The 18,992-nt window shown below is 65.2% G+C and carries 18 protein-coding genes; 12 read left to right on the forward strand and 6 right to left on the reverse strand.

Going from position 1 to position 18,992, the window contains the following annotated elements; translation table 11 throughout:
* Nucleotides 1-29 precede the first annotated feature (29 nt).
* Nucleotides 30-1,805: a tetratricopeptide repeat protein gene (locus BMZ97_RS12255; RefSeq protein WP_092169495.1), complete on the reverse strand. Its 1,776-nt coding sequence runs from the start codon at nt 1,803-1,805 to the stop codon at nt 30-32.
* Between the two features lie 702 nt (nt 1,806-2,507).
* Complete coding sequence (locus BMZ97_RS12260; protein WP_244546376.1) at nt 2,508-4,187, reverse strand: electron transfer flavoprotein-ubiquinone oxidoreductase; 1,680 nt, start codon at nt 4,185-4,187, stop codon at nt 2,508-2,510.
* Between the two features lie 338 nt (nt 4,188-4,525).
* Between BMZ97_RS12260 and BMZ97_RS12270 the strand changes: the two genes are divergently transcribed.
* The 4 genes from BMZ97_RS12270 (at nt 4,526) to BMZ97_RS12285 (ending at nt 9,091) form a co-directional block, all read left to right on the forward strand.
* On the forward strand, nt 4,526-5,335 hold the full coding sequence (locus BMZ97_RS12270) for a uracil-DNA glycosylase (RefSeq protein ID WP_092169500.1): 810 nt from the start codon (nt 4,526-4,528) through the stop codon (nt 5,333-5,335).
* A gap of 169 nt (nt 5,336-5,504) precedes the next feature.
* Entirely contained in the window at nt 5,505-6,935 is a 1,431-nt protein-coding gene (locus BMZ97_RS12275; RefSeq protein WP_092169503.1) for a cytochrome ubiquinol oxidase subunit I, read from the forward strand.
* A 13-nt stretch (nt 6,936-6,948) separates the two neighbouring features.
* Entirely contained in the window at nt 6,949-7,953 is a 1,005-nt protein-coding gene (gene cydB / locus BMZ97_RS12280) for a cytochrome d ubiquinol oxidase subunit II (protein WP_092169505.1), read from the forward strand.
* 253 nt (nt 7,954-8,206) lie between these two features.
* On the forward strand, nt 8,207-9,091 hold the full coding sequence (locus BMZ97_RS12285; RefSeq protein WP_092169508.1) for a KPN_02809 family neutral zinc metallopeptidase: 885 nt from the start codon (nt 8,207-8,209) through the stop codon (nt 9,089-9,091).
* A 14-nt stretch (nt 9,092-9,105) separates the two neighbouring features.
* On the opposite strand, the gene BMZ97_RS12290 is transcribed toward BMZ97_RS12285, so the two are convergent.
* Nucleotides 9,106-9,876 (reverse strand): DUF3313 domain-containing protein, encoded by a 771-nt coding sequence (locus tag BMZ97_RS12290; protein WP_244546377.1) that lies wholly within the window; start codon nt 9,874-9,876, stop codon nt 9,106-9,108.
* Nucleotides 9,877-10,174: 298 nt separating this feature from the next.
* Between BMZ97_RS12290 and BMZ97_RS12295 the strand changes: the two genes are divergently transcribed.
* Entirely contained in the window at nt 10,175-10,780 is a 606-nt protein-coding gene (locus BMZ97_RS12295) for a TetR/AcrR family transcriptional regulator (RefSeq protein WP_092169513.1), read from the forward strand.
* Nucleotides 10,781-10,935: 155 nt separating this feature from the next.
* Here BMZ97_RS12295 and BMZ97_RS31445 read toward each other — a convergent pair whose 3' ends face one another.
* Both BMZ97_RS31445 and BMZ97_RS12300 read right to left on the reverse strand, forming a co-directional pair.
* Nucleotides 10,936-11,106, reverse strand: a complete 171-nt coding sequence (locus tag BMZ97_RS31445; protein WP_210188248.1) for a hypothetical protein — start codon at nt 11,104-11,106, stop codon at nt 10,936-10,938.
* 116 nt (nt 11,107-11,222) lie between these two features.
* Nucleotides 11,223-11,711 carry a glycosyltransferase family A protein gene (locus BMZ97_RS12300; protein WP_139221206.1) on the reverse strand — a complete coding sequence of 163 codons (489 nt, stop codon included), beginning with the start codon at nt 11,709-11,711 and terminating at the stop codon, nt 11,223-11,225.
* A 255-nt stretch (nt 11,712-11,966) separates the two neighbouring features.
* On the opposite strand from BMZ97_RS12300, the gene BMZ97_RS12305 reads away from it, so the two are divergent.
* The 3 genes from BMZ97_RS12305 to BMZ97_RS12315 all read left to right on the forward strand — a co-directional run bounded on the left by BMZ97_RS12305 (nt 11,967) and on the right by BMZ97_RS12315 (nt 15,250).
* The gene (locus BMZ97_RS12305; protein WP_092171308.1) at nt 11,967-13,052 is read left to right on the forward strand and encodes a PA0069 family radical SAM protein; all 1,086 of its coding nucleotides are present in this window, start codon (nt 11,967-11,969) and stop codon (nt 13,050-13,052) included.
* Nucleotides 13,053-13,244: 192 nt separating this feature from the next.
* Nucleotides 13,245-13,856, forward strand: coding sequence for a ribonuclease HII (rnhB, locus tag BMZ97_RS12310; protein WP_092171311.1), 612 nt, complete (start codon nt 13,245-13,247; stop codon nt 13,854-13,856).
* 194 nt (nt 13,857-14,050) lie between these two features.
* A complete protein-coding gene (locus tag BMZ97_RS12315; RefSeq protein WP_092169518.1) occupies nt 14,051-15,250 on the forward strand; it encodes a site-specific DNA-methyltransferase in 1,200 nt (399 codons plus the stop codon).
* Here BMZ97_RS12315 and mutY read toward each other — a convergent pair.
* On the reverse strand, nt 15,225-16,313 hold the full coding sequence (mutY, locus tag BMZ97_RS12320; RefSeq protein ID WP_092169520.1) for an A/G-specific adenine glycosylase: 1,089 nt from the start codon (nt 16,311-16,313) through the stop codon (nt 15,225-15,227). The two genes, BMZ97_RS12315 and mutY, sit on opposite strands and share 26 nt — an antisense overlap.
* A gap of 193 nt (nt 16,314-16,506) precedes the next feature.
* On the opposite strand from mutY, the gene BMZ97_RS12325 reads away from it, so the two are divergent.
* From BMZ97_RS12325 to BMZ97_RS12340, 4 genes are all read left to right on the forward strand, one after another.
* Nucleotides 16,507-16,902 (forward strand): thioredoxin family protein, encoded by a 396-nt coding sequence (locus tag BMZ97_RS12325; protein ID WP_092169523.1) that lies wholly within the window; start codon nt 16,507-16,509, stop codon nt 16,900-16,902.
* Nucleotides 16,903-16,911: 9 nt separating this feature from the next.
* A complete protein-coding gene (locus BMZ97_RS12330) occupies nt 16,912-17,634 on the forward strand; it encodes a cytochrome c biogenesis CcdA family protein (RefSeq protein WP_092169526.1) in 723 nt (240 codons plus the stop codon).
* Nucleotides 17,635-17,694: 60 nt separating this feature from the next.
* Nucleotides 17,695-18,192: a DUF721 domain-containing protein gene (locus BMZ97_RS12335; RefSeq protein WP_092171314.1), complete on the forward strand. Its 498-nt coding sequence runs from the start codon at nt 17,695-17,697 to the stop codon at nt 18,190-18,192.
* Nucleotides 18,193-18,280: 88 nt separating this feature from the next.
* Nucleotides 18,281-18,904, forward strand: coding sequence for a DsbA family protein (locus BMZ97_RS12340; protein WP_092169529.1), 624 nt, complete (start codon nt 18,281-18,283; stop codon nt 18,902-18,904).
* Nucleotides 18,905-18,992: the final 88 nt, after the last annotated feature.

Consider the following 18,992-nt stretch of genomic DNA (forward strand, 5'->3'; position numbering starts at 1 on the left):
GGAAATATTGGCAGGGCAGAGGCTAGAACTCAGCCGCCGTCCTTCTTCGGTTCGGCGGCGTTGGCGGAGGGCGTGTCCTCCAGGCCGCGCTCGATCTTTTCCTTGATCTTGACCAGATCCTCAGGCTCCGGGCCGAGGTCGCGGGCGGCATTCCACTGGAAGGTCGCCTCCAACTTGCGGTTGGTGCGCCAATAGACATCGCCGAGATGGTCGTTGATCACCGGATCGGAGGGGCGCAATTCCATGGCACGCTCAAGCTCGCGCGCCGCATCGTCATAGCGTCCCAGCCGGTAATAGGCCCAGCCGAGCGAATCGGTGATGTAGCCGTCGCGCGGCCTGAGCTCGACAGCGCGGCGCAGCATGTTGAGCGCCTCGTCGAGCTTGAGATGCTGATCGACCAGCGAATAGCCGAGATAGTTCAGCACCAGCGCGCGTTCGCGGCCAAGCGGCTCCGGCATCAGCTCCAGCGCCTTGCGCAGATCCGCCTCGGCCTCGGGCCAGCGCTTGATGCGCTCGCGCGCGATGCCGCGGAAATAGAACAGATCCCAGTTCGCCCGCCCCGGAACCGAGAGCTTGGCGATGGCCTTGTCGTAGGTCTCGGCGGCCTCGGTGAAGAGCTTGCGGGTGCGATAGACATTGCCGAGCGCCGAGAGCGCGTCGACATCGTCGGGCCGCTCCGTGATCAGCGCCTGCAGATGCTTGATCGATTCTTCGGATTTGCCGAGCGTCTCCAACGCCAGCCCCGCCTGAATCTCGGCATTGGGCCGCAACGGCGATGTCGCCGGCATCTTGTCATAGACCGCGACAGCATCCTCGGGCTGCTTCGAACGTTCGAGGATGTCCCCGAGCGTCAGGATCGCCAGATCATGGCTGGGGTCGAGATAGATGGCGAGACGCAGATAGAGCAGCGCGGCGGCCTCGTCGCCCTGGCGGTTGCCGGCGCTGGCGAGGCCATAGAGCACTTCGGCCGCGCCCTGCTGGGCGGTGCCGACCTGGCGGGCGAGCGGCTCGCGCGCAGCAACCCGCGCAAGCCCGTCCCGGACGATGGGATGATTGGGCAGGAGGCGGTCGAATTCGCCATAGGTCGCGGCGGCTCCGTCATAATTGCCGTTGCGCGCCTGCAGGCGGGCCCAGAGATCGACCAGGCGCAGCGTCGTCTTCTCCGCGTCATAGGCGCTCTTCAGGCGCTTCTCGGCGTCGACCTTGCGCCCGGCGATATCGAGGATCAGGCCGGCATGGTAATCGCGGAAGAGGTTGTAGGAGGCCTCGCCCTTGAGCCGGTCGAGCGTCTCGAGCGCCTTGTTGGTCTGGCCGGAGCCGGCATAGGCCCAGGCCGAGAGCAAGGTCGCGGTGATGTCGGCGGCGCGGCCGCGGCCGCCGCGCTGGAGATGGCCGCGCGCGGTCTGATAACTCTTCTGCTTGATCGCGCGGATGCCGACCGCGAGCTGGGCCAGGCCGTTGCTGGGGTCACGCTGGATCAGCTTGTCGGCGGCGCTGAAGGCGTCGCTCATCGCGCCATCGGCCAGGAAGGCGACGAAGCCGCGCTCCAGCAGATCATTGTTCAGCGGATCGCCCTTGATCGCCTCGCGCAGATAGACCGAGGCCGCGCCGAGATCGCGCCCGGCGCCCGCGACGATCGCGGCCAGGTAATTGCCTTCCAGGCTGTCGGCGGGCTCCAGCTGTTCCGTCGTACGCGTCGCAGCCGCCCCTTGAGCCGAGGCGCCGGCTTGCAATGCGAGAAAAAACGCCAGGGCGACCGCCGTGCTCGGGCCGCGGCCCCTCAATCGAAACGTCACGATTGTCATTCTCCCTCGGTCCGCAGCCTGTATGTCACGCGGGGCCATACATCAGCGCGACCGGGACCACTTCGCTTAAGCGTTCAAGATGGCGGTTTCCGGGCGGACGGGCAAGCCATCGCAGCGCTGCTAGAGCCGGATGATTTCAGATGGAATCACGGAGTGATCCCATCTGAAATCTGAATCCGTCTCTCATCATAGAGTTAGAGCAGGATCAATGCGAAAAACCGGTTCCCACTTTTTCGCATCCTGCTCTGACCGAATCCGTAGCAGCGATGCAACAATCCGACAGAAGCATGCTGCGCCGCAACGTTCCTGCAGTTTTCAGTGTCCATGCCTCAAGAATTTAAGGCTAGGACTGAAGCGTTCGCATGTACCGCGACGACTCACCTGGGATCATTCACATGAAGAAGATCGTTTTGAGCATTGCCGCCGTCGCCCTGCTGGCCGGTTTCGCCGCCGGCTGCGCGCAGCCCGAGCCCACCAAGCCGGCCCCGAGCATCGTCCGCAAGGGCTGAGTCGGCTACGACGCCTGACAGAGAAAAGGCGCGCCGTGAAAGCGGCGCGCCTTTTTCATTATCGACACCAGCAGCTTACGCCGGCCCGGAGCATCGGCCCGAAAAGTGGGAACCGGTTTTCGGGGCAAGCCGATGCAAGATCAAAGTCCCACAGCATCAGACCGAATACGATATTCGGTCTGATGCTGTGGGCTTACATGTTCGAGTAACCCGGCCCGCCGCCGCCCTCGGGCACGGTCCAGGTGATGTTCTGGGCCGGGTCCTTGATGTCGCAGGTCTTGCAGTGGACGCAGTTCTGCGCGTTGATCACGAAGCGCGGCTCGGTCTTCGCCTCGGCATCCTTGTAGACCACCTCATAGACGCCGGCCGGGCAGTAAAGCCGCGCCGGCTCGCCATAGACAGGCAGATTCCTGGCGATCGGGATCGAGGGGTCGGTCAGCTTCAGATGCGCCGGCTGGTCTTCCTCATGATTGGTCGAGGACAGGAAGACTGATGACAGCTTGTCGAACGAGATCTTGCCGTCGGGCTTGGGGTAGACGATCGGCTTGACCTCGGCGAGAGGCTTCAGCGTCGCGTAATCCGGCTTGCCGTGCTTGAGCGTGCCGAAGGGCGACCAGCCGAAGAGCTGGTTCAGCCACATGTCGATGCCGCCCAGCCCGATGCCCAGCAACGTGCCGTATTTCGACCAGAGCGGCTTGACGTTGCGCACCGGCTTGAGGTCGCGCCCGATGGCACTGTCGCGCCAGCCCGCCTCGATTTCGACCACCTCGTCATGCGAACGGCCGGCCGCCAAAGCGGGCGCCAGATGCTGCGCCGCCTGCATGCCCGAGAGGATGGCGTTATGGCTGCCCTTGATGCGCGGCACGTTGACGAAGCCGGCTGCGCAGCCGACCAGCGCCCCGCCCGGGAAGGTGAGCTTCGGCACCGACTGGAAGCCGCCCTCGGTGATAGCGCGCGAACCGTAGGACAGGCGCTTGGCGCCGTCGAAGAGATCGCGAATCAGCGGATGAGTCTTGAAGCGCTGGAACTCGTCGAAGGGCGAGAGCGTCGGGTTGGTGTAGTTGAGATGCACGACGAAGCCGACCGTGACCAGGTTGTCGTCGAAATGATAGAGGAAGGAGCCGCCGCCGGTGCCGTTGTCGAGCGGCCAGCCGAAGGAGTGCTGCACCTGGCCCTTGACGAATTTTTCCGGCTTGACCTGCCAGATCTCTTTCAGGCCGATGCCGTATTTCTGCGGCTCACGCCCCTCATCGAGCCCGAACTTGCGAATGGCGATCTTGGAGAGCGAGCCGCGCGCGCCCTCGCCCAGCAGCGTGTAGCGGCCGCGCAGTTCCATGCCGCGCGTATAGCGCTCCGACACCGTGCCATCCCTCGCGATGCCCATGTCGCCAGTGGCGACGCCGGCGACCGAACCATCCTCGTTGAACAGCAATTCGGCGGCGGCGAAGCCCGGATAGATCTCGACGCCGAGCGCCTCGGCGCGGCCTGCGAGATATTTTGCCACGAGGCCGAGCGAACCGACGAAGTTGCCGTGGTTGTTCATCAGCTTGGGCATGCCGAAATTGGGCAGGCGGATGCCGTTGGGCTCGGTCAGGAAATAGAAGATGTCCTCGCTGACCTCAGTCGTCAGCGGGCGGCCCTCGTCCTGGCGCCAATCAGGCAGGAGCGCGTCGAGGCCGACCGGATCGATCACGGCGCCCGACAGGATGTGAGCGCCGACTTCGGCGCCCTTCTCGACCACCACGACGGAGATCGTCTCGTCGAGCTGCTTCAGGCGGATGGCGGCGGCAAGGCCGGCTGGACCGGCGCCGACGATGACGACGTCATAGTCCATGCTCTCGCGCGGTTCGCTCTGCGCTTCCTTGAGATCCATCCTGCCCTCCGGAGGCCTTCGATTGGCTTGAAGCCAATTAGTTTATATGTGAACCATATCGCACGCCCGTTCAAGCGGCGCGTGGCGCAAGACAGCCATGGCGCTCGAGACAGACATGGCGTCAGTCTGGAACCCCTCTATCGAAGCGTGCGTTCCAATTTGCAACTGCGGCGGCTCGCGAAGACGCAGATGAGCGTGCGAGAGCAGGATGATTTCAGATGGGATCACCAAGTGATCCCATCTGAAATCTGAATCCGTCTCTCATCTAAGAGTTGAGAGCATTGCTCTTGCGAAAAACCGGTACCCACTTTTTCGCGCAATGCTCTAGAACCCCAGCGATGATGTCCACCGCCGCGCCAGATCCTGTTGAACTTCTCGCCTGGTACGCCGAGATGGGCGTCACCGAGGCGCTCGACGAGACGCCGCATAACCATTTCATGGAAGCGCCGCAGCCGGCGGCAGTGCGCCCCGCCCCGCCGCAGCTCGTTCGGGCAACCGCAGCGGCAGCCCGGGCGGCCCTGCCCGCGACGGCTACGGCCCCCGATGACGCCGCCCTCACCGCCAGGACGATGGCGCAGCAGGCCATGACGCTCGACGCCTTGAAGGAGGCGCTCGCGCAATTCGAGGGCTGCGCGCTGAAGGCGACCGCCAAGAACCTGGTCTTTTCCGACGGCAATCCGGCCGCCCGATTGATGCTGGTCGGCGAGGCGCCGGGCGCCGACGAGGACCGCATCGGCCTGCCCTTCGTCGGGCGCTCCGGGCAACTGCTCGACCGGATGCTGGCCGCGATCGGCCTCAACCGGAAGGAGCATGTCTATATCGCCAATCTCCTGCCCTGGCGGCCGCCGGGCAACCGCACGCCGACGCCGCAGGAGGTCGCGATCTGCCTGCCCTTCATCCAGCGCCAGATCCAGCTCGCCAACCCCGATATCCTGGTCTGCATCGGCGCGCCCTCGGCGCAGGGGCTGCTCGGCCTCACCGGCATCCTCGCATCGCGCGGCAAATGGCTGGAATACGACACCGGCACGCGGCGCATCCGCGCCATGGCGACGCTGCACCCGGCCTATCTGCTGCGCCAACCCTTGCAGAAGCGCTTGGCCTGGCGCGACCTGCGGGCGCTGAAGGCCGCGCTCGACGCCAAGACCTGACGCCCATAGACCTGACCCCTTGGACCTGACACCTTGGACATAACGTCCTGCGGCACTACCGGCCGCAGAAATCTGCCGCCGGTTTGACTAACGTCACCTTTGGCGACGATGCTGTTTTGGCGAAGTCGTACAACCCGCTTTTCGCGGCGAAGCCGGACGGAGCCTTGCGATGACGATCGACGCTTTTCTACTCTCGCGCATCCAGTTCGCCTTCACCATTTCCTTCCACATCGTCTTTCCCGCCTTCACGATCGGGCTCTCGGCCTATATTGCGACGCTGCTGGGCCTCTGGCTCAAGACCGGCGACCAGAAATTTCATCTGCTGGCGCGGTTCTGGACCAAGATCTTCGCCGTCTCCTTCGCCATGGGCGTGGTCTCCGGCATCGTGCTGTCCTACCAGTTCGGCACCAATTGGAGCCGATTCTCGCTCGTCGTCGGCAACGTCATCGGCCCCTTGATCGGCTATGAGGTGCTGACCGCCTTCTTCCTGGAGGCCTCGTTCCTGGGCGTGATGCTGTTCGGCTGGAAGCGCGTACCGCCCTGGCTGCATTTTCTCTCGGCCATCATCGTCGCCGGCGGCACGGCATTGTCGGGCTTCTGGATCCTCTCGGCCAATAGCTGGATGCAGTATCCGGCGGGGCACGAGATGCGTGACGGCATCGCCTACCCGCTCGACTGGATGCAGATCGTCTTCAACCCGACTTTCCCGCTGCGCTACATGCACATGATGACGGCGGCCTATCTCACCACCGCCTTCGTCGTGCTGGCGACGGGCGCGCGTCATCTGATCGCCGGGCACCGCACCGAATCGGCCAAGACGATGGTGCGGATGGCGATCCTGATGATCGCCATCACCGCCCCAGTGCAGGCGCTGATCGGCGATTTCCACGGCAAGCAAACCGCCAAATACCAGCCGGCCAAACTCGCCGCGATCGAGGCGCATTGGGATTCCTCGAAGCCCGCGCCGCTCGTGCTTTTCGCCTGGCCCGACGACCAGGCCGGCCTCAACCGCTTCGAGATCTCCATTCCCGGCCTGGCGAGCTTTTTGACCCATGGCAGCATGGATGCGCTCTTTCCCAGCCTCAACGATTTCGCGCTCGAGGACAGGCCGCCGGTCAAGATTCCCTTCTTCGCCTTCCGCGCCATGGTCGGCATCGGCGTGCTGATGATCGGCTTCGGCTGGCTCGGCGCCTTTCTGTGGTGGAAGGGCCGGGTCTTCGAGGAGCGACGCTGGCTCTGGCTCGCGCAATATAGCTGGCCGGCAGGCTTCATCGCGATCCTGTCGGGCTGGTTCGTCACCGAGGTCGGCCGCCAGCCCTGGCTGGCGACGGGCGTGATCCGCTCCAAGGATGCGGTCTCGCCGATCACGACGCTGGAGGTCGCGATCTCGCTGGCGCTCTTCGTCTGCGTCTACTGCGTGGTGTTCACGGCCGGAATCCTGCTGATCAACCGGCTGATCGACAAGGGCCCCGACGAGATCGGCGACAAGGACGCGCCGGAGCAGCCCTCCAGGCGCACACTCAAGGCGGCGCAGGGACAGGCCTCGGACCTGTTCGGCGACGGCCGTCCCGGCGACGACAGAATCCAACCCCAGAGCTGAGGAGAGACCGACAATGGAATGGTATCTCCCTGTGATCTGGGCCGGACTGATCGGCACCGCCGTGATGCTCTATGTCGTGCTCGACGGTTTCGACCTCGGCATCGCGATCCTCTTCCCCGCGACGAAGGACGAGGCCGAGCGCGACCAGATGATGAACTCGGTCGCGCCCTTCTGGGACGGCAACGAGACCTGGCTGGTTCTGGGCGGCGGCGGGCTATGGGTCGCCTTCCCCAAGGCCTACGCCATCATCATGCCGGCCTTCTACATCCCGGTGATCCTGATGCTGCTGGCGCTGATCTTCCGCGGCGTCGCCTTCGAGTTCCGCTGGGTCGCCAAGCCGAAGCACCGCATCTGGGACCTCGCCTTCTGGCTCGGCTCGACCATCGCGGCCTTCGCGCAGGGGCTTATCCTGGGCGGTTTGATCCAGGGCATCACGGTCGCGAACGGGCAGTTCGCCGGCAAGCCCCTCGACTGGCTGACGCCGTTCTCCGTGATGTGCGGAGCGGGCGTCGTCGTCGGCTACGCCCTGCTCGGTGCGACCTGGCTGGTCTACAAGACCGAAGGCGCGGTCGCCGAGCGAGCCCGGGCCCAGGCGAAGCTGCTGCTGCTCGGCCTGATGGCCTTCGCGATCCTGGTCTCGCTCTGGACGCCCTACGCCCATCCGCGCATCGCCGAGCGCTGGTTCACGCCCGCCAACTTCGCCCTGCTCTGGCCCTTCCCGCTGCTCACCGCCTATTGCGGCTGGATGGTCTGGAAGCGGCTGCACGGACAGCACGAATTCGCTCCGTTTGCCTTCACCATCGCGATCTTCGTGCTCTGCTTTCTCGGCCTCGCGATCTCGAACTATCCCTATCTCGTGCCGCCCGGCCTGACGATCTGGGACGTCGCGGCGGCGCCCGCTTCGCATATCTTCGTGCTGATTGGGGTGAGCTTCCTGCTGCCGATGATCCTGTTCTACACCGCCTTCGTCTACTGGACCTTCCGCGGCAAGGTGAAGCTCGACAGCGGCTATCATTGACCGGCCAAGGCAATTTTCGCACTTTCTGACCCGTCATTGCGAGAGCGTGAGCGACGAAGCAATCCAGGAGGGCTCGCAAGACCTCCTGGATTGCTTCGCTGTGCTCGCAATGACGGGTCAGGCTGAATGGGAAATTGTTCCGGAATCTCGGCCCGAGAAATTGGAACGGCCTTGGGAACAAGCCGCAGCAAGACGACTTGAGTTTCTGGCCCCGCTCGCAGAGATTGGCGGTCGAGAGAGCGGAGTGCCTGCCATGCAGTGGGAAGATTATCGCCAGTCCGAGAATGTCGAGGACAGGCGCGGCGGCGGCACCTATGCCGGCCTGCCCGGCGGGCGCGGCGGCGTCGGCATCGGCACCATGGTCGTGCTCGGCCTGGTCGGCTGGGCGCTCGGCATCGATCCGCGCCTCTTGATCGGCGGAGCGGAACTGATCGGCGGCATTGGCGGGCGCAGCGCCCCGACCCAGGAAACCCGGCAATCCTCGGGCCCGCCCTCAGACGAGATGGGCCGCTTCGTCTCAGCCGTGCTGGCGCAGAACGAGGACGTCTGGACCAAGGTTTTGCCGCAGCAGGCGAATACGCGCTACCAGGCGCCGCGCCTGGTGCTGTATTCCGGCGTCGACCGCTCCGGCTGCGGCACCGCCCAGGCGGCAATGGGGCCGTTCTATTGCCCACCGGACAAGAAGGTCTATCTCGACCTCTCCTTCTTCCAGGAGATGCAGCGCAAGCTCGGCGGTGGCGGCGATTTCGCCTATGCCTATGTCATCGGCCATGAGGTCGGCCACCACGTCCAGAACCTGATCGGCATCCTGCCCAAGGCGAACCAGTTGCGCGAGCGCTCCTCGGAGCGTGACGCCAACGCCATCTCGGTGCGCATCGAATTGCAGGCGGACTGCTTCGCCGGCGTCTGGGCCAACAACATCCAGGCGATGGGCCGGATCGACCAGAGCGACGTCGACGAGGCGATGAAGACCGCCGCCGCGATCGGCGACGACAAGCTGCAGAAGGCCTCGCAGGGCGTCGTCGTGCCCGATTCCTTCACCCATGGCTCCTCGGCGCAACGCACGCGCTGGTTCACCACCGGCCTGCGCTCAGGCTCGATGCAGAGCTGCGATACGTTCAGGACAAACCAGCTTTAGCAGCTGCTCTCGCCCTATCGTTCGGCGGGAACGGCGGCGCCTTTATCCGTCCAGCTTGGCGGAACACCGACGCTGCCGCCGACCAGGCCGATAAGCCCTGGCGACGGGCCGAAGGCCCGGCAAGCGGCGTATTTCGCGTCACCGCCAAACTGCGCGCCGATCTGTTCGAAGGACGGAAATGTCGGCGCCTTGCCGAAGGGCGTCTCGCCGGTGACGAGCATCTTGCTGAAATCGGATCCGAAATCGCTCGCCAGCGTATAGGCGTCGCCCTCCTCGCTCATCCGGGCCGAGGTCAGGAAGGCATTTGCGCCACGCCCCCAGACCATCGCCGCCTGCTGCTTGCCATGGGCGTCGCGAGCCTCCGCTTCGAGCGAAATGCTTCCCATTCCCACGGGAATGCGCGGGAGCGGGACAGGAACTCCAGGCAGGAGAATCGATTTAGCAACCGATGCGCCGCGAGAGACCCCCGCCGAAACCACATCCGTCGGCGCGACCTGCGTCACCAGGGCGCGGACCGTGAGATCGGCAGGCTCGGACGGGGTGACAACGACGAAACGCTCGCTCAGGCCGCCACACATGGCGCGATCGATCGCATTCGCGACTAGGCTCCGTTGCGCGGGTGTCAAGCTCGGCTGCGTCGAGGAAGCCGAGAAAGCGGTGGGGACGATCTTGACTGTGCGGGCCTTCGTCACGCTCGTCTTGTCGACACGCAGCTTCGAGCGCGTCAACAAACCATCCGACTGCTCCAAACTGTCATATGATTGAAGCGAGCCGGCCTGCTCCAACGAGCCGGTTGCACAACCTCCAAGCAGAGCACCGGCCATTCCAATGAAGGCAATCAGAGGATTTCTCCGCATGGTCACGCTTTTCCCAACCGAGATGGTTTGCGCCGCAGGCCGCGACAGTGGATTCGGACAGCCCCTGAAGAGACCTCATTGAGCTATTGTTGCACTGAGTGCATTTTAATTGAGGCGTCTTTGTGTCGACGCCCTTCACACCCATCGGTCCGAGACCTCGGTCATCTCGATTTGTTGCACCGCGTCGGCCACGTCGATATGGTCGAAATATCAAGTTGAGGCAGAAATGCGACAAGCATCTCCCAAGCCGGAAGGCCTTCGCGAGCGCAATCGCCGCGAAAAATACGAGCACATAACCAATGTCAGCATCCGCCTGTTTCTTGAGAACGGATACGACGCCACGACGCTCGCCGAAATTGCTCATTCTTCCGGCATTTCCAGAAGACATCTGTTCAATTATTTCGACAGCAAGGACGAAATCCTTTTCTCACATCTGCGCGAATATTATGAGATGATTGCCGAGTCCATTGCCCGAGGCTCCCCTGACGAGCCCACCTTGGAGGTCGTGCGCAAGGCGATCCTTTCAAACCTGACGCGCTTCGACGCGGAGAGAACGCTCGCGATCGCAAAAATCATGAGGAACAACGCGGCACTTCAGAGCAAGAACCGCGCGAACGAAATCAATCTTGAAAAGGCTATCATGAAAGGCTTGTCGGCTTTGTGGCCTTCCAAGATGTCTCACGACCGGCTATTATTTGCATCTATATTGTCGTCCGGCGCAATTCGCTTTGCCACATACATCTGGCTTCGAGACGGTAACGAGATAAAACTCGCAGATTGCGTGGCAGAGGCCTTCGATCGGATGAAGTTTGAGATTCAATGCACTGAGTGAATCAAAATCCGAATCGGAGGCGGCGCGGACCTGCCGTTCGCCCCGCCCCGCAACAAGCACTCATCAGCCCACCCGCTCCCTGCGGACCGGCACGCGATACGATGCGCACCCCTACCTGCGCGCGATCTCGACACCGCCGCTGATGATCGCCTGCGTCATCGGCCGCGCCAGGAAGCTGTGAGGGAAGCGAAGCTGTGAGGGAAGCCGAGTTCGATCGCGCTTGCGACATCGAGCCGGGCGCGCTGATCGGCGATCGCCTGCATGCGCGAGACCTGCCAGGCCGGGATGTCTGACATGCCGAGATAGACCACCTTGCTGGCGCGCACGAGATGGTCCAGTTCGCGCGAGCCGGCGGCAGATGGCTCCGGCGTTGCGCGCCTTCACCGATTTCGCGACCGGCAGCGCCAAGGCGCGGTAGCCGGCCAGATCGCGACGCCCGCGCTCAGCCGCTCGCCCGTTCGCGGCGCACCGTCAGGCGGCGCGGCGCGCCTCCCAGCCTGCCCGCGAGAACGAGCCCCTTGGGCACGACGAGACCGGCGCGCAACCGCCTGGCGCCGAAGGAGATCGCCGCGCGCTCGCGCAGCGAACCGGCAACGCCGCGCAAGGGAATCAGGGCCGGGCTGTCGGGCGCGAGCATGAGATGCCGGTCGACGACCTGGGCCCAATGCGACTGCGGCACATCGCCGGCATCGAGCAGGACCAGCCAGTCGCCGCGCGCCTGCGCCGCGCCGAGATGCCAGCCCTCCGCGGCGCCCGACCGCAGATAGCTCGCGCCGGTGGCGTCGGCCAATCGCTCGACATCATGATCCCCCCCCGCATCGACCACGACCGCATGGCCCAGGAATCCATCGGCGACAGCGGGAATGAGGACCGCGAAGGTCGCGGCGAGCAGGCTTGGGGGGCCATCGGCCCGGATCACGGCTGTGAGCATGCGCAAATCCATATGACGCAGCGCAACATGTCGCAATCCTGTCACTTGCAATCTGTTCCCTATATGTTCACATTGGAAACATAGAAACGCGCCGATTCCCGGCGGTTTCCAGGACGGTTCAGCGTCATGCGCCAGGCCACGCCCTCTGCCACATCCTCTGCGAGACCCTCTTCGCGGCCGATTCCGGCGCAGCCGCTCAAGCGGCATGACAGCGAGCCGGCCTCGGTTTCCGCGCGTATCGCGCCGCTCGACCCGATGGCCTATGCCGGGCATCGGATCGATCCGGAACGCCGGCGCGGGCGCGGCGCCACGATCAATCCGGGCGGGCGCTTCGAGGCCGAGCAACGTGTCCTCGAGGATGACGGCTGGGGCACGCTCGGCGAATTGCCGGCCTTCAAGACCGAGGTCTCGATCGAGAAGCCGCGCACGATCATTACCAGGAACGACTCCCCTGACATTTCGTTCGACCGCTCGATCAATCCCTATCGCGGCTGCGAGCATGGCTGCGTCTATTGCTTCGCGCGGCCGAGCCACGCCTATCTCGGCCTGTCGCCGGGGCTCGACTTCGAGAGCAAGCTGACAGCCAAGCCCGATGCGGCGATCCTGCTGGAGAAGGAGCTCAGCGCCGCTTCCTACCAGCCGCGCACCATCGCGATCGGCACCAATACCGACGCCTATCAGCCGATCGAGAAGAAGCTGCGGATCATGCGCTCGATCCTGGAGGTGCTGGCGAAGTTCAACCACCCGGTCGGGATCGTGACGAAATCGGCGCTGGTCCAGCGCGACATCGACATATTGGCGCCGATGGCGGCGAAAGGCCTCGCCAAGGTCGCGATCTCGCTGACCACGCTCGACCCCAAGATCGCCCGCACCATGGAGCCGCGCGCCGCCTCCCCGGCCAAACGCCTGGAGACAATCAGGGCTTTGTCGGAGGCCGGCATCCCGGTCACGGTGCTGGTCGCGCCGATCATTCCGGCGATCAACGAGCATGAGATCGAGCGCATCCTCGACGCCGCCAAGGCCGCCGGCGCGCGCGAGGCTGGCTATGTCTTGCTGCGGCTGCCGCTGGAGGTGAAGGATCTGGTGCAGGACTGGTTGCTGACCCACCACCCCGACAAATTGCGCCATGTCGTCTCGCTGATCCGCTCAACGCGCGGCGGCAAGGATTACGACCCGGCCTGGGGCCAGCGCCAGGTCGGCTCGGGGCCTTATGCCTGGATGATCGGGCGGCGCTTCGAGATGGCGGCCGAGCGGCTCGGCTTCAACGCGACGAGGCTCAGGCTGCGCAACGACCTGTTCCTGAAGCCCGAGAAGGAAAAGGCGCAGCTGAGCTTGTTTTGAAGAACCGGCAAGACCGCATCGTCATGCTCGCCCTTGTGGCGAGCATCCACGTCTTGAACACGGCCCTCGCCGAAGGAAGACGTGGATGGCCGGGACAAGCCCGACCATGACGAGGAACGCGCCGGCCGAGATGAGGTGGACAGCCATGCAGAGAGCATGGCCGGCCCGCACCGCATGTTGCATAAGCCCGGCATGAGCGCCGATTTCAGCCGTGAGACGCAAGCCATCGCAACCGGGTTCTGGCCATTGGCCGGGATCGACGAGGTCGGGCGTGGGCCCTTGGCCGGACCGGTGGTCGCGGCGGCAGTGATCCTCGACCCCGGGAAGGTTCCTGCCGGGCTCGCCGATTCGAAGGTGCTCAGCGCCGCGCGCCGCGAGGCGCTGTTCGACAAGATCGCTGAGACGGCGCTGGCGATCGGCATCGCCAGCGTGACCGCAGCCGAGATCGACGCCATCAACATTCGGCAGGCGACGCTGCTGGCGATGAAGCGCGCCGTCGCCGCCCTGTCGCTCGCGCCGCTCAAGGTCCTGGTCGACGGCAACGACCCACCGTCCCTGCCTTGCCCCTGCGAGGCGATCGTCAAGGGCGACGCGCTCGTCGCCTCGATCGCGGCCGCCTCGATCATCGCCAAGGTGACGCGCGACAGAATGATGGCGCGGCTGGCGCAGCTTTACCCGGCCTATGGCTTCGCCGGGCATGTCGGCTACGGCACGGCGGTCCACCGCGCGGCGATCCAGGAGCACGGCCCCTGCCCCGAGCATCGCTACAGCTTCGCGCCGGTGAAGGGCGTCTGGCAGCGCTGAGACGAACCGGCCGGAGCCTTGCGCAAACGCGCGCAGCATTAACCCTCGGTTAGGAATTCGGCAGCGGGATCAAGGGACTAGGCAAAAGCTGCAGCCCCAAAACGAGACGCATTTTTTTCATCGCGGAAACCCGGCTTTTACCCTGTCCAAGCAATATCGCGACTGTTCAAGTTGCGTAACGGTCTTGGGGCGTCATGGGTATTTTGCGTACCGGGACCACCAGCGCCGCCGTCCGGATTCAAGTTCCGCGTACCGGACGGCCCGCGCTGCAGTCACCGATCAAGGCTCCACGGCTCGAGGCGGCCGGCCTTCCTCTCGAACTCCCTCTCGATCAGGTGCTTGTCGGCGACTGCGTCGCCGCGCTCGAGCGCTTGCCCCCGGCAAGCATCGACCTCGTCTTCGCCGACCCGCCCTATAATCTCCAGCTCGGCGGCGATCTGCGCCGGCCCGACGACAGCCTCGTCGACGCCGTCGACGACGACTGGGACAAATTCTCGTCCTTCGCCGATTACGACGCCTTCACCCGCGCCTGGCTTATGGCCTGCCGCCGCGTGCTGAAGCCCGACGGCGCGCTCTGGGTGATCGGCTCCTATCACAACATTTTCCGCGTCGGCTCGATCCTGCAGGATCTCGGCTTCTGGATGCTGAACGACATCGTCTGGCGCAAGGCCAATCCGATGCCGAATTTCCGCGGCCGGCGCTTCACCAATGCGCATGAGACGCTGATCTGGGCGGCGCGCGGAGCCTCATCGAAATACACCTTCCACTATGAGGCGCTGAAGGGCGGCAATGACGACCTGCAGATGCGCTCGGACTGGTATCTGCCGCTCTGCACCGGCGAGGAGCGCCTGAAGGATGATGCGGGGGCGAAAGTCCACCCGACGCAGAAGCCCGAGGCCCTGCTCGCCCGCGTCATGCTTTCGGCCAGCAATCCCGGTGACGTGATCCTCGATCCCTTCTTCGGAACCGGCACGACCGGCGCCGTCGCCAAGGCGCTCGGCCGGCGCTTCATCGGGCTGGAGCGTGATCCCGCCTATGCCGCAGCCGCCCGCAAGCGCATCGCCGCCATCGAGCCGCTGCCGCCGGAAGCCTATTCGACCGCGCCCTCCAAGCGCAGCGAGCCGCGCGTACCCTTCCTCAGCCTGGTCGAGGCCGGGCTGGTGAAGCCCGGCGAAAGCGTCACGGACGAAAAGCGCCGCCACAAGGCGACGATCCGCGCCGACGGCACGCTGATGCTGGGTCCGGCGGTCGGCTCGATCCACAAGGTAGGTGCGCTGGCCCAGGGCCTGCCGAGCTGCAATGGCTGGACCTTCTGGCATGTCGAGCGGCCGGCCGGGCTGATGCTGCTCGACGTCCTGCGCGGCGAGATCAGGGCGCAAATGGCGGCGGCTTGAGCGCCGCAAGCCCGGCCTCGACCACCTTCAGCATCAGGCTCGGGAACGGCTCCTCGCGCAACTTGCCAGGCGGCGTGAAGCGCATGCCCAGCGGGGCTTGCATCGTCAGCGGTGCCTTCGCCACCAGCACCGTCAATTCCAGCGGGAAATGCGTGAAGACATGGCGCACCGGCGGGCCCAGCTTGCGCCAGCGCGTCGCGAATGGCGCGTCTTGCGCGGCGCCATCCAGTTCGTAATCAGCGCGCCAGTCGCTGGTCGGCACTTCCGCCATGCCGCCGAGCAGGCCCTTGTTCGGGCGCGTGCGAACCAGGAGCGCGCCATCCTCGCGCAGCAGCACGAAGGCTGCGCCATAGCGGGTGACGCCCGCTTTCTTCGCCGCCTTGCGCGGGTAGCTCTCCTGGGTTCCGGCAATTCGCGCCCGGCAAGGCTCGCGCCATGGGCAGATGCCGCAAGCCGGATTGCGCGGCGTGCAGATCGTCGCGCCGAGATCCATCAGCGCTTGCGCGAAATCGCCTGGCCGCGCCATCGGCAGCAGCGCCAGGACATGCTCGCGAATCACAGGTTTGGCGCTGGGCAGCGCCTCCTCGATGGCGAAGAGCCGGGTCATGACGCGCTCGACATTGCCGTCGACGGCCGCAGCGGGCCTGTCGAAGGCGATCGCGGCCACGGCGCCCGCCGTATAGGCGCCGATGCCCGGCAGGGCGCGCAAGCCCTCCTCGGTGTCGGGAAAGCGGCCGCCATGGCTCTCCGTCACGGCCTTGGCGCAGGCGTGCAGATTGCGGGCGCGCGAGTAATAGCCGAGCCCGGCCCAGGCCTGCATGACCTCCTCGGAGGATGCGACTGCAAGCGCCTCCACCGTCGGGAAGCGCGCCATGAAGCGCTCGAAATAGGGTTTCACCGCCGCGATCGTGGTCTGCTGCAGCATGATCTCCGAGGCCCAGACGCGATAGGGGTCGGGCCTTTCGCCCGGCAGCGCCCGCCAGGGCAGGCTGCGGCGATGGCGGTCATACCAGGAGAGGAGATCGGCCGCTTTGGCGGCGGGCTGCGGCATGGGGTGGTTCATTGTACCGCATCTAGCGGGCTGGCGGCGATCCCGCCACAGGGCTCTGCCCCGTTGGCGCGCCGAGGCCCGGTCCCCAAGGCTCCACCGGTCACATCGCCGTGATCGCGCATCGGGTCGGTAACCGATCCATCCGGGGCTGCGAATAACCGAAAGCCAGTTCCCGGCTCATTCAGCGCTCAACAAGGTCCAGATCATGATCCTCCGCCGTAGCCTCATCGCCATCGCCTTGGTGACGATCGCCCTCGCAGCCCCTGCCGCTTTCGCCGCCGACGACATCCGTCCCTTCACGACCGCGGACTTCGCCGCCGCCCAAAAGGCCGGCAAGCCGATCCTCGTCGAAATCCATGCCGATTGGTGTCCGACTTGCAAGGCGCAAGCCCCGATCATCTCCGATCTGCGCAAGCAGGCGCGCTTCAAGGACCTGATGGTGATGCGCGTCGATTTCGACGGACAGAAGGACGCGGTCAAGCGGTTCGGCGCCCGCACCCAGAGCACGTTGATCACGTTCAAGGGCAGTTTGGAAACGGGGCGCTCGGTCGGCGACACCAACAGCGCCAGCATCGAGACGCTGCTCGCCAAGGCGATCTGAGGCAACGTCATGGCATTGGGCAGTACCGGGCTCGCATTCCTCGCCGGGCTCCTTTCGATCCTGTCTCCCTGCGTGCTGCCGCTCCTGCCGATCGTGCTCGGCACCGCAACTGGCGAACACCGCCTCGCTCCCGCCGCCCTTGCCGGCGGCGTCGCCCTCTCCTTCGTCGCGATCGGCCTTTTCGTCGCGACGATCGGTTATGGCATCGGGCTCGACGGCGACGCGTTCCGGATCGCAGCGGCCGTCCTGATGACCCTCGTCGGCGCAGTGCTCGCCGTTCCGACGCTGCAGGTGAGACTGGCGACGGCCGGAGGGCCTGTCAGCGACTGGGCCGATCGCAACCTTTCCGGCTTCTCGACGCGAGGTGTCTGGGGGCAGTTCGGAGTTGGGTTGCTGCTGGGCGCGGTCTGGGCCCCTTGCGTCGGTCCGACGCTGGGGGCGGCCTCGATCCTGGCGGCGCAGGGCGAAAATCTCGGGCAGGTGGCGCTGACCATGGCCTTCTTCGGCCTCGGCGCCGGCGTTCCGCTCGTCCTTCTCGGACTCATGTCCCGCCAGGCCATGGCCCGCTGGCGCGGCCGCATGCTGGGAGGAGGCAAGACGGCGAAGATCGTGCTGGGCCTGGTTCTCATGCTCGTCGGCCTCTTGATCGTCAGCGGCTATGACAAGGTCGCGGAGGCCGAACTCGTCCGGCACTCGCCCGACTGGTTGACGACTCTGACGACCCGCTTCTGACCCTGCAGGCGAGGTGGCGAGCCTCTTGCCGCCGCCTCGCCTGTGGCCCATCAATGGCGCATGGCTGCCAAACCCCTCGCCGACCTGATCGATGACTGCCTTGCACCGGCGCTCGCTGCCCAGGGCTTTGCCGGCCGCGCCATCGTCTCGCTCTGGCCCGAGATCGTCGGCGAGCGGCTGGCGGCACGCTCGCGGCCGCTCAAGATCGACTGGCCGCGCCGCCGGCCCGCGCCGGGCGAGAGCTCCGACCCCGCAACGATGGTGGTGCGGGTCGAGGGCGCCTTCGCGCTGGAGATGCAGCAACTCGCGCCGCTCGTGCTGGAACGGGTCAACACCCATCTCGGCTGGCGCGCCGTCGGCAAGCTCGTGTTGAAGCAAGGGCCGGTCGAGGCGCCGGCGACCAGGCAGGTGCCGCCACCGCCCGATCCTGCGACGGTCGCGCGCGTTGCGCAGCAGGTCTCCAGCATCGCCGATCCGGAATTGCGGGCAGCGCTGGAGCGGCTTGGCCGCTCCGTCGGCGCGGGATCACGTCACGGCCGACCCGACACAGCTTCGTGAGCGCCGGCAAGATCGCGCCGAACCGATCTTGCCACAATCGTGATGGCCTCTATGGTCCGGCAACCGATTTCGCTCTCAAGGACACTGCATTATGACGAACAGGCGACAGCTTCTGACCGGCAGCGCCGGCCTCGCAGCCGCCGCGATGCTGGGCGCGCGCAGTGCCCAGGCGCAGACCGATCTGACCACGGCCGGCCCGCTCGGCGATGTCTGGCTCGGCCCGGCCGACGCCAAGGTGACGGTGATCGAATACGCCTCGATGACCTGCAGCCATTGCGCCGCCTTCCATGAGGAGACCTGGCCGGCGCTGAAGGCGAAGTACATCGACACCGGCAAAATCCGCTTCACGCTGCGCGAATTCCCGCTCGATCCGCTGGCGACTGCCGGCTTCATGCTTGCCCGCTGCAACGGCAACGACAAATACTACCCGATGACCGACATGCTGTTCAGCCAGCAAAAGGCCTGGGCTTTTACCGACAAACCGGTCGATGCGCTGTCGAGCATGGTCAAACAGGCCGGTTTCACACAGGATTCGTTCGAAGCCTGCTTGAAAAGGCAAGATATCTATGACGCCGTCACGCAAGTGAAGGATCGTGGGGCCAAGGCTGGCGTCGATGCGACGCCGACCTTCTTCATCAACGGGCAGAAGCGTTCAGGTGCGCTCTCGATCGCCGAATTCGACAAGATCCTCGAACCGCTTCTCGCGGGCTGAGGACGCTCGGCCACTTTCTCACGACCTCCCCGTCATCCCGGACGCAGCGAAGCGGAGATCCGGGATCCATCATAGAACGCCGACGAGC

The organism is Allobosea sp. OK403 (genome assembly GCF_900113835.1).
Lineage (GTDB): Bacteria > Pseudomonadota > Alphaproteobacteria > Rhizobiales > Beijerinckiaceae > Allobosea.